The 10,158-nt window shown below is 66.3% G+C and carries 12 protein-coding genes and 1 pseudogene; 9 read left to right on the top strand and 4 right to left on the bottom strand.

Annotated features, from left to right (window positions below):
• Positions 1–235 (bottom strand): MmyB family transcriptional regulator (locus tag QOC69_RS33975; RefSeq protein WP_526446890.1); only part of this gene is annotated, 235 nt, incomplete at its 3' end.
• On the opposite strand from QOC69_RS33975, the gene QOC69_RS33980 reads away from it, so the two are divergent.
• The 5 genes from QOC69_RS33980 to QOC69_RS34000 all read left to right on the top strand — a co-directional run bounded on the left by QOC69_RS33980 (position 155) and on the right by QOC69_RS34000 (position 3,934).
• Positions 155–643, top strand: a complete 489-nt coding sequence (locus tag QOC69_RS33980; RefSeq protein ID WP_526446906.1) for an HdeD family acid-resistance protein — start codon at positions 155–157, stop codon at positions 641–643. The genes QOC69_RS33975 and QOC69_RS33980 overlap by 81 nt on opposite strands.
• A 255-nt stretch (positions 644–898) precedes the next feature.
• On the top strand, positions 899–1,243 hold the full coding sequence (locus QOC69_RS33985) for an Lsr2 dimerization domain-containing protein (RefSeq protein ID WP_526446908.1): 345 nt from the start codon (positions 899–901) through the stop codon (positions 1,241–1,243).
• A gap of 168 nt (positions 1,244–1,411) precedes the next feature.
• Positions 1,412–2,131 (top strand): MgtC/SapB family protein, encoded by a 720-nt coding sequence (locus QOC69_RS33990; protein WP_526446892.1) that lies wholly within the window; start codon positions 1,412–1,414, stop codon positions 2,129–2,131.
• 16 nt (positions 2,132–2,147) lie between these two features.
• Complete coding sequence (locus tag QOC69_RS33995; protein WP_526446894.1) at positions 2,148–2,558, top strand: DUF1622 domain-containing protein; 411 nt, start codon at positions 2,148–2,150, stop codon at positions 2,556–2,558.
• Positions 2,559–2,965: 407 nt separating this feature from the next.
• The gene (locus QOC69_RS34000) at positions 2,966–3,934 is read left to right on the top strand and encodes a class I SAM-dependent methyltransferase (protein WP_526446896.1); all 969 of its coding nucleotides are present in this window, start codon (positions 2,966–2,968) and stop codon (positions 3,932–3,934) included.
• On the opposite strand, the gene stpK7 is transcribed toward QOC69_RS34000, so the two are convergent.
• Positions 3,925–5,739 (bottom strand): serine/threonine protein kinase StpK7, encoded by a 1,815-nt coding sequence (gene stpK7 / locus QOC69_RS34005; protein ID WP_526446910.1) that lies wholly within the window; start codon positions 5,737–5,739, stop codon positions 3,925–3,927. The two genes, QOC69_RS34000 and stpK7, sit on opposite strands and share 10 nt — an antisense overlap.
• 145 nt (positions 5,740–5,884) lie before the next feature.
• Between stpK7 and QOC69_RS34010 the strand changes: the two genes are divergently transcribed.
• Together QOC69_RS34010 and QOC69_RS34015 are read left to right on the top strand one after the other, a co-directional pair.
• On the top strand, positions 5,885–6,658 hold the full coding sequence (locus tag QOC69_RS34010; protein ID WP_526446898.1) for a YqjF family protein: 774 nt from the start codon (positions 5,885–5,887) through the stop codon (positions 6,656–6,658).
• A gap of 94 nt (positions 6,659–6,752) precedes the next feature.
• Positions 6,753–7,043, top strand: a complete 291-nt coding sequence (locus QOC69_RS34015) for a hypothetical protein (protein ID WP_526446900.1) — start codon at positions 6,753–6,755, stop codon at positions 7,041–7,043.
• On the opposite strand, the gene QOC69_RS34020 is transcribed toward QOC69_RS34015, so the two are convergent.
• Both QOC69_RS34020 and QOC69_RS34025 read right to left on the bottom strand, forming a co-directional pair.
• Entirely contained in the window at positions 7,044–7,967 is a 924-nt protein-coding gene (locus tag QOC69_RS34020; RefSeq protein WP_526446902.1) for an NAD(P)H-dependent flavin oxidoreductase, read from the bottom strand.
• 87 nt (positions 7,968–8,054) lie between these two features.
• Complete coding sequence (locus QOC69_RS34025; RefSeq protein WP_526446904.1) at positions 8,055–8,996, bottom strand: AraC family transcriptional regulator; 942 nt, start codon at positions 8,994–8,996, stop codon at positions 8,055–8,057.
• Between the two features lie 130 nt (positions 8,997–9,126).
• Here QOC69_RS34025 and QOC69_RS34030 point away from each other — a divergent pair.
• Positions 9,127–9,435: pseudogene (locus tag QOC69_RS34030) on the top strand (saccharopine dehydrogenase NADP-binding domain-containing protein); the annotation flags it as partial.
• Between the two features lie 105 nt (positions 9,436–9,540).
• The coding region (locus QOC69_RS34035; protein ID WP_526446912.1) for a saccharopine dehydrogenase family protein at positions 9,541–10,158 on the top strand (618 nt) is incomplete at its 3' end.

Consider the following 10,158-nt stretch of genomic DNA (forward strand, 5'->3'; position numbering starts at 1 on the left):
TCTCTAGAGATTGGGCTGATTCGCTGCCGGGCTCGGCGTGATAAATCAGCATGTGCTGCCCATCCGAGTGCGGCACCCTGAGCCTGGTCCGATGGAGATGAAGCTCTCCGAGCCTCGGGTGGCGAAATCCCTTCGAAACCCCGTCTGTAGTTCGATCGTCGCGGCGGGAATCCTGTTCGTCGTCTACCTGTTGGCGTCGGGCATCGCACAGGTCATTGCGGCGTTCACGGCCCATTCGCCAGCAGCCAGCCGTGTCCTGCTGTTCATCAGCGGCGCACTGTCAATAGCCTTGGGCGTGTTCGCTTTCCGCGACTTCAACGACGGCGTCGCCGCCGTATGGCTGCTGGCCTTGTGGATCGGAGTCGGGTTCATGTTCCGAGGTGTCACCGAGACCGCATTGGCGATCAGCTTCAAGGAATTGCCCGAACGTGGCTGGTACATCTTCGTGGGAGTCCTGACCATGGTCGCCGGCGTGGTGATGTTTGGGTCGCCGATCAGCTCCATCGTGGTGCTGTCGATCGTCGCCGGCGTATGGCTCGTCGTCATCGGGACCACGGAGATCGTGTGGGCCGTGAAGGTGCGGAGCACGGCCAAGAAGGTCGAGCGAGGTTTCGAGCCGCTGACGCGCGGCGCCGTTGTCTGACTCAGCAATCGGCGTGCTGAGGTGCGGTAGCGCCTCAGCACGCCGAGCCGTTCCCAACGCAGAGTCGAGCGGGGTGCCGCCGGCCACCCAATCAGTTCGGTTGTGGGCCGGTGCTTTGCGGTTGCCATTGCGTGCCGACATCCCATTTCCAACCATTCTTCATGGCAATTGAGCGGCGCCCTGATCTTGCCAACGGATGGCGAAGTTTAGCCAGAACCGCTGGTATCGTATTCCCGAAACGATGAAGGAGTGTTCATGGCCGAACGCATTGTCCGCCAGCTCATCGACGATCTCGACGGTTCGGAAATACCGGAGAATGGCGGCGAGCGCGTCGAGTTCTCCGTGCGTGGCGTGACGTACCAAATCGATCTGTCCACGGCCAATGCCGCCAAGTTCGACAAGGCGCTGAAGCCGTTCGTCGCCGGGGCCATGAAGGTACGCAGTGGTCGCGCCCAGCGCGGGAAGGCAAGCAACGGCGGCTCGGCGTCGAGGGAGCAGCTGGCCGCGATTCGTGAATGGGCGCGGAACAACGGCCACCAGGTATCGGACCGCGGACGGATCAAAGCCGAGGTCGTCAAAGCGTTCGAGGCGGCGCACTAGCCATTCAGGTTGGCCGCTCGATAAGCGGTCCGCATTGCGGCTCGCCGTTACTTCTTGAATCCCCCCGAATTGTTGGGTCGTCGGCACGAAATCTCTTTCAGCGATGTCGACCCGCTGCGTGTGCGTGTCTGACGGGTCGGTTCCGCTAAAGGGTGGAGGATCGGGGACATGCTGGCCGTCGAGTTGTTGACCCGTGTCGGGCTGGCTACTCTGCTCGGCATCGCGATCGGCTTCGAGCGTCAATGGCGGTCCCGGATGGCGGGCCTGCAGACGATGGCACTGGTCAGCATGGGCTCGGCGTTGTTCCTCATTCTGAGCGCCTACAGCTTCGACCAGACGGGCGACCGGCTTCGGGTCGCAGCCCAGATCGTCTCCGGCATAGGCTTTCTCGGGGCCGGCGTGATCATGAAGCAAGGCCTGTCCGTGACCGGCCTCAACACCGCCGCAACCCTGTGGGCGACGGCAGCCGTTGGCGCGCTGGCCGGGGCGTGGATGTGGCGCGAGGCGATCGCCGGTGCAGCGATCATCGTCGCGGCGAACTGGTTCCTGCAGCCGCTGGCGAGTCGCATGGACCGGGTGCACAAAGAGAGCGGCCGTGACGTGACGCCTGCCGATTACGTGCTCGAGGTGGTGTGCGGCCGGCAGGTGGAGGCCGAGATCAAGGCGCTGGTCGCGCAGGCCATGCCCCGGCCGCAGTTCCAACTGCGCGCGATGCGGGCACTGCCGGCCCATGCCGCCGAGCAGGTGGAAGTCCAGGCCGACTACGGGACCGCCGTCCGCCACGATGAGGTCGCCGAGGACGCCGTCCGCACACTCAGCCAACAGCCCGGCGTCACATCGGTGCGGTGGAGCATCGCCCACGAGCAAGGGGCCGACTGGTCCCGGTAGACAGGATGTTTGGCCAATGCACCTGCAGGCGTTCTTCGAGTGGGCGACTCACGCGTTCGAGGTGGCTGGCGTGCTGGCGATGGTGCTGGGCTCGCTGTACGCGTTTGCTCTCGCCGCTGTCACCTGGAAGCGAACCGGCAACGGCGGACGCGCCTTCAAGTCGTTGCGCGACTCGCTCGGTGGGGCAATTCTGCTCGGCTTGGAGCTGCTCGTCGCCGCAGACATCGTCAAGACCGTCACGTCCCCGCCGTCACTGACCGATGCGGCCGTGCTGGGCATGATCGTGTTGATTCGAACGGTGCTGAGCATCACGATCGAGATCGAAGTCGACGGTGTCGCGCCGTGGCGCAGGGCGCTGACGACCGGGCCGGAGGTCCTTGCCCGGGCAACCCGCGAATCGGCCCGCCCCGATACCGCCGACAGCTAGCGGGGGCGTATACCGCCGCCGCCACCGGGTCGGCCGCCACCACCGATGGGCAGCTCGATGTCCCAATCGGGATCCACGACGATGAGCGGGTCGTAGGTGTCGTAGTAGCAGAGGTACGGGTCGCTGCACTGATACGGGTCGTAGGTCGAAACGGGTGTTGGCCCAGGGCCGCCTCGGACTTCGCCCTGCGCGCAGACGGTGGCCGCGCCGCTGGAGTTGCAGCCGGCTGCGGCCGTTGGCGCGAGGACGATTCACACGGCGATTGCCGCCGCAGGCCCCAAGACGCAGATCACATAGGACTTTCGCATCAGCACGGCCAAGCGTCTCATGCGCACGCGCGGCGCTGCACCGGGTTTCGACCGCGACATTGCTAAGCGAGTCTAACTTCTTCGCGTAGAGTCGATGCAATGGCGAGAACTGACGACGACACCTGGGACATCAGCGAGAGCGTCGGAGCCACCGCGCTCGGCGTCGCCGCGGGACGGGCCGCGGAAACCAATAGCGACGATCCCCTCATCGTCGATCCTTACGCGCAACTGTTCCTCGAAGCAGCGGGCGATGGCATCTGGAGCGTGTACTTGAACGACGAGCTGCCCGCCGAACTGGCTGAGGTCGACCCGCGGTTCAAGGAGCGGATGGCGGCGATGACGGGCTACATGGCGTCGCGCACGAAGTTCTTCGACGAGTTCTTCCTCGCCGCTGCCGCCGCGGGTGTGCGCCAATCGGTGATCCTGGCGGCCGGCCTGGACGCGCGGGCCTGGCGGCTGGCGTGGCCCGACGGCAGCGTGGTCTACGAAATCGACCAGCCGAAGGTGCTGGCGTTCAAGGCCGAGACGCTCGAATCCCACGGCGCCGCACCGATTTCGAGATACGTCGGCGTTCCCATCGACCTGCGCCAGGACTGGCCGACCGCGCTGCAGGAGGCCGGATTCGATCCAGGGGTGCCAACCGCGTGGTCGGCAGAGGGGCTGTTGCCCTACCTGCCCGCGGCGGCGCAGGATCTGCTGTTCGAGCGCATCCAGGGTCTGAGCGCTCCCGGCAGCCGGATCGCGGTGGAGGCGTTCTCGAACGACTTCTTCAGTGCGGATAGCGTCGCCCGCCGGGAAGAGCAGATGGCGCGTTATCGGGCGGCAGCGGTGAAGCTGGGACGGCAGGACATCGCCGAGACGGGAACCTTGCTGTACGAGGAGGAACGGACCGAGGTCGTCGACTGGCTGCAGGCGCAGGGCTGGGGCACCACCGCCCTGACCGCCGACGAGCTGATGGCGGGCAACGGGCGCTCAGCACCGTCGGACCTGGACGAAGCGATGCCGCAGAGTGTCTTCGTCGAAGGTCGGCTGCCATGGCATGGGCGCCATCGGCGGGATCAGCTGTAGGCGCCGTTGATCACCGGATGGGTGATCATCCCCGCCTCGACACCCCAGTTGGTCATGATCGTGCGGTACTCGCCGCTCGCGATCAGGTACATCACGGCCTGTCGGAGCGACTCGGCCAGCGGCGATCCCTTGACGACCGGCCAGCCGTACGGCGCGGCGTTGAAGACCTCGCCTGCCGCCTCAAGTGCGCCGTCGCTGCGGTTGACGGCGTAGCCCGTCACCGGCGAGTCGGCGGACATGGCGTCGAGCTCACCAGCGGTCAACGCAGCCGTGACGTCGTCTTGGCTGTTGTAGTCGATCGCCACGATCGGTGCCGAACCGACCGCGACGCAGGCCTTGCTCTTCACCGGAAGTTCGTCGGTGTCCTGGATCGTGCGGGACTGCACACCGACCCGTAGGCCGCACGCGTTGTTCGGGTTGACCGCCGCACCTGGCCGCTGAGCCCATTGCGTCCCCGCCTGGAAGTAGGTCACGAAGTCGACGGCCGCTTCGCGCTCCTTGGTGTCGGTGAACGATGACAGCCCGACGTCGAAGGCCTTGCCTTGCACCGACGGAATGATGCTCTCGAAGGCCGTCTCCCGATACTCGACCTCAAGTCCGAGCACGTTTGCGACCGCGTTCATCAGGTCGACGTCGAAGCCGGTGAGATTGCCATCGGCATCCCTGAACTCGGCTGGCGCGTAGGGTTCGTTGATCCCCACCACCAATTTCCCTGCAGCCCTGATCGCATCGGGCACGGTGGCTGCGATGGCTGCAGGGTCGCCGAGCATCGGGGCGAGGCTCGTCGTCGACGATCCAGACGTCGAAGCGCTGGTATCGCCTGCGTGTATCGATCCCGAATCGCCTGGTGCACTGCGCATTTGCCAGGTGACCAGCGCGGCGATGAGGATCCCGACGAGTGCGGCAGCGGACAGTGCCAGCGTGCTCAGCCGCCGGGGCCGCCGGGAACCCGCCGGTTTCGGCTTGCGCTTGGAATGGGCGGCACGTCGCACCGGCTGGACGGATCTGGCGGCATCGGCGAGTTCCCCGGCGGTCTGGTAGCGCTGGTCGGGGTCCTTCGCCATCCCCTTGGCGATGACCTCGTCAAAACCCTTGGGCAGGGCGGGATTGATCGCTGACGGGCGTGGTGGTGGCGCCACCAGATGGCCGGCGAGCTGCTGTTCGAGGCTGTCGCCGGAATAGGGCCTGCTGCCCGTCAGACATTCGTGCAGGACGCAGGTCAGCGCGTAGACATCCGAGCGCGGATCGCTCTGCCCGGTCTTGAATCGCTCCGGCGCCATGTATGCCATGGTGCCGAGAGTGCTTCCGACACTGGTCAATCCGGTCTGGGTGGTAGTCCGCGCGATGCCGAAGTCAATGAGGTAGACGAAGTCCCTGGCGGCGACGAAGATGTTCGACGGCTTCACGTCCCGGTGCACCAACCCGACCGCATGCGCCGCATCCAACGCGGCGGCCACCTGCTCGACGATCGTCACTGCTCGTTCCGGAGCGAGTGGTCCGTTGGCCTCGGACAGCACGGTTCCGAGATCCTCGCCGTCGATCAACCGCATGTCGAGGTAGAGCTGGCCGTCGATCTCGCCGTACCCGTGAATGGGAACGACGTGCGGGTCGCTCAGGCCCGCCGCGGCGTGCGCCTCACGTCGAAAGCGCTGTTGGAAGACCGGGTCGCCGGCGAGGTGAGAGGGCAGGACCTTGAGTGCGACGATACGGTCGGTGAGCGTGTCGTGCGCTCGGAATACCTGGCCCATGCCGCCCCGGCCCAGCAGTTCCAGCAACTGGTAGTGCCCGAACGGCGTCGCATCCAAGCGCTGCTCCTTGACGCCTTCGAACTGCATTGACGTCGAAATGCTAAAACAGCCAGGACGGAAATGCCTGGATACGTCAGTTTTGTCAATTTGCCGGGCGAACCCGTTTGGCGGCCACAGCGTACAAACGTGACACGATCGCAGAGTGTCCGGTCCACCTGATCCGTCGACCGCCGACTCCGCCGGCGGCTCGGAGTTGGCCGGCTTTCCGGTTACCGCACCGCCGTTGCCGTGGCCCGTCTTCACCCATCAGCACTGGACCGATCTGACCTTCGTGCATTGGCCGGTGTATCCCGAGGCGATCGCACACATGTACCCGGCCGGGGCCCGACCCGACGTCTTCGCCGACGGCATGACGTACGTCGGTCTGGTGCCGTTCGCCATGAGCGATGTCGCGCTGGGGATTTCGCGGCCCATGCCCTACATCGGACGGTTCCTGGAGACCAACGTCCGGCTGTACTCGACCGACGACGAGGGCCGCCACGGCGTGCTGTTCCGATCGCTGGAGACGGCCCGGTTGGCGGTGGTTCCGGTGACCAGGATTGGACTCGGCGTGCCCTACACGTGGGCGAAGATGCGTCTGACCAGGCACGGCGATCGAATCAGCTATGACAGCGTGCGGCGCTGGCCCCGCCGCGGACTGCGGACCCGATTGACCGTCGAGGTCGGCGCGGCCGTCGATCCGACGCCGCTGGAGGTCTGGCTCACCGCGCGATGGGGAGCCCACACCCGCAAGGCCGGCCGCACCTGGTGGGTGCCCAACGAACACGAGCCGTTCCCGCTTCAGGCGGCCGAGGTGGTCGAGTTGGACGATGACCTGGTGGCGGCCAGTGGCGTGCGACCCGCAGGAGGACGCCTGCGTGCGCTCTTCTCGCCAGGGGTGCGCGCCCGCTTCGGCCGACCCACAGTGGTGGGCTAAGCCGGCCACCTGAGTGACCAATGGGTGAACACGCTGCAACCAAGAGGTTGTGCGGGTGTCGGGTTACGGCGCGAGCCGAGACAATGGGAGCGATATGGATGCGTTCGTGTCGGTGTACGTCGATATGGCGGCCCGGGCGGATGACGTCCGCGTCGCCGTTGCCGAGCTGCCCAAACCACACGGCGTCGTCGAGGTCAAGGTCGACTGCGACGCGATCACCGACACGTTCGGCTGCCGGATCGCGGTGGATCTGACGGGGACGTTCGACGAACGCACCGAGGGTCTGGCCATTGCCCGCGCGTATGCCGCCGATCTCTCTGCCGCCCTTGGGGTTCCCGCCTTCGCCTTCTACGACCTGCTGCGGCGCGACTACCCGGCGAGCTGATTACGTTCGGCCGAGCCGAGAACTCGCCGCGTCCAACGCAGCTTCGATCTCGCACCACGTGCGCCGCACGATCTCGGACACCGGCAGCAGGTCGGTGATCCGGGACGACACCTGACCGGTGTTGGCGACGCTGGCGTCCATGTCGCCGTCGAAGTACAGGCGGGTGATGCCGCCAAGCACCGGCGCACCCGGATCGGCGGCGGCCAGCCGCAACGCCAGGCCTGTCCGCAGGACGCGCATCGTGGGGTTCCCAGGGATGTCCAACAGCACCGTGCCGTCGTCGGCCGCCGCCATGATGGCGTTCTTGAAGTTCGCGTGGACGACGGCCTCGTGGCTGGCCAGCATGCGCGCGCCCATCTGTACGCCTTCGGCGCCAAGCACCAGCGCCGCCGCCGCCGTTCGCGCATCGCACATTCCGCCTGCGGCGAGCAGTGGCAGGTCGACGTGCTCTGCGACGAGTGGCAGCAGCACCATCGTGGACGCGGCGAGCGCCGACTTGAATCCGCCGCCTTCCACACCCTCCACCACCAGGGCGTCCACGCCGGCGTCGACCGCCTTCACTGCGCCCTTCAGTGAACCCACGACGTGAAACACCGTCATGCCCGCGTCGTGCAGACGATCGGTGAACAGTGCCGGATCACCTGCGGAGGTGAAGACGTGGCGCACCTCGGCCGCGGCCAACGTCTCGACGATCGACGGGTCACTCTTCCACCCCTGGATCATCAGGTTCGCGGCAACGGGCCGGTCGGTGAACTCGCGCACCCGGCGCAGATCGGCGCGCCCCTCGGTGGTCAGGGTCTCGATCATGCCCATGCCGCCGCCTTCTGAAACGGCGGCTGCGAGCTCGGCGCGCGCGATGTACGTCATCGGCGCTTGCACGACCGGGTACTGAACGCCGAGGAGCGACTGGATTCGATTCTGCATCGGCCCTATCCGACCGTGGCGTAACGACGAGGGCGGAGCACATCCGGAAGATAACAGTGCATCAACCTTGCAACCTTCGGTGTCCCATCACCCAAGATCGGCCAGTCCATCGAGCTCGGTCTCGTCGTGGTGCCGATACTGGCCCGGCGTGCTGCCGTATGCGCGCTTGAACGCCTTGGCGAAGGCGAATTCGGAGGTGTAGCCGACGTCCTCGGCGACACGCCGGACCGGGCGGTTGCCTTCTCGCAGGAGCCGAGCCGCGGTCGTCATTCGCCACCAAGTCAGGTAGGCAAGGGGCGGGCTGCCGACCAACGTCGTGAAGCGTTGCGCGAACGGCGATCGTGACAATCCACCGGCGGCAGCCAGTGACCGCACCGTCCACGGATGCGCCGGGTCGTCGTGAATGGCGCGAAGTGCCGCCCCGACTGCAGGATCGTGCATCGCCATGGCCCACCCCGGAGCAGGATGGTTGGCGTTGCGTTCGCCGTGCCATGCGCGCAGCACGTAAAGCAGCAGAGAGTCGAGCAGCGCCGGGACAATCGCCGCGCTGCCCGGCAAGTCGCGGTCGAGTTCAGCGCCGAGGAGGTCGACGACGGCGCGCACCTCGGCGTGCGCACCGAGCCGGGCACGCAGATGGATGACGTCGGGCAGTTCGGCCAGCAGCGGGTGCTGCCTGGCACGGTCGAATAGATAGGCGCCACAGAGCAGTACCGTGTCCGTTGGGTCGCCGTCAGTCGAGTCCGTCAGCAGCGGTAATGATTTCGGATCGGACGTCGGCTGCAGGCAACGTGCGGGGTCATCAGCCAAGCCGTGGGCGAGACCATGCGGTATCAGCGCGATGTCGCCGACGCCGAGGCGCACGGGGTCTCCGCCTTGCGGAAGCACCCAACACGAGCCCTGCAGCACGACATGGCATCCGGCGCCCGAAAACGGCGCGAAGCCCACCCCCCATTCCCCGTCCCAGCGGGTGCGTGACGAGTGAGGCTTCCCGGTGCGCATGGCGGCGATGGCGTCGCTAAGAACGTCCACACTGCGACTCTAGACCGCTCGCATCAACTGTCTCAGCAGCGAGCGAGATGCAGGACGATCAGACAACAACCGCGGACTTTCAGGCATTCAGAAGCCCGCCAGTAAGCACTTACCGTCAACCGCTATGACAATGATCGCGGTTTATGGCGCAAGTGGTTTCACCGGCAAGCTCGTCGTCGCGGAGTTGGTTCGCCGCGGTGTGCCCGTTGTGGCGGTGGGTAGAAACGAGCGACGATTACGCGAAGCGGTCGCCGCTGCCCCGCGCAACGAGGTGCGGGTGGCGGCACTGACCGATGCAGACGGGCTACGCGCCGCGTTCACAGACTGTGATGTGGTGATGAATTGCGTGGCCCCATTCGAACTGTTTGGCGAGCAGGTGGTGGAGGCTGCCGTAGCGGCTGGCTGTCACTACGTTGACACCACAGGCGAACAGGCTTATCTCAAAAGGGTTTTCGAAGATTTCGATGACGCGGCGCGCCAGGCGGGCGTCGCGGTCGTTCCAGCGCTGGCCGATGACGGCGGTCCTGGCGATCTGATCACCCACTTGACCGCGGATCTCCTTGCGCGAGAAGGCGATCTGGAGTCGGTAGTCGTTGCCGACCTGAGGGCACCCGGTGCGGTCTCACGCGGGACCGCACGCACGGCACTGGCCAACTCACGGACATGGGCCGATGGGGCAGGCCTCGTCTGGTCAGACGATGCGTGGGTCGAGGCCGACCCGAATGGCGGGCCGAACACGCTGCCCGCACCCGACGGTGCGGCCGGTGAGGTTGAGGTAGCGCCGTTCGCGTTGCCCGGAGTGGTGACGGTGCCACGGCACGTGCGGGCACGGCGGATCGAGGCCGTCATGCGTGCGGACGTTACGCCGCTGTTCGCGGCCGTCACTGAAGAGCTGGTTGAACAGATGCCCGAGGGTCCCGACGTCGACACGCGCTCGAACTCACGCTGGTTGATGGCGGCCTACGCGACTGACGCAAACGGCCGCCACGCACGTGGATGGGTCGCCGGCACCGACCCCTATGGCATGACCGCCGTCATCGCCACCGAGGGTGCGCTGCGCTTGAGCCGGGGCGGACCGCTGCGAGGAGTGCTGGCCGCATCCCAGGCGTTTGATCCGGCCGACTTCCTGGCGGCACTACAGCCGCACGGTGTGGCGTGGGGT

The organism is Mycobacterium sp. (assembly GCF_032162105.1).
Classification (GTDB): Bacteria; Actinomycetota; Actinomycetes; order Mycobacteriales; family Mycobacteriaceae; genus Mycobacterium.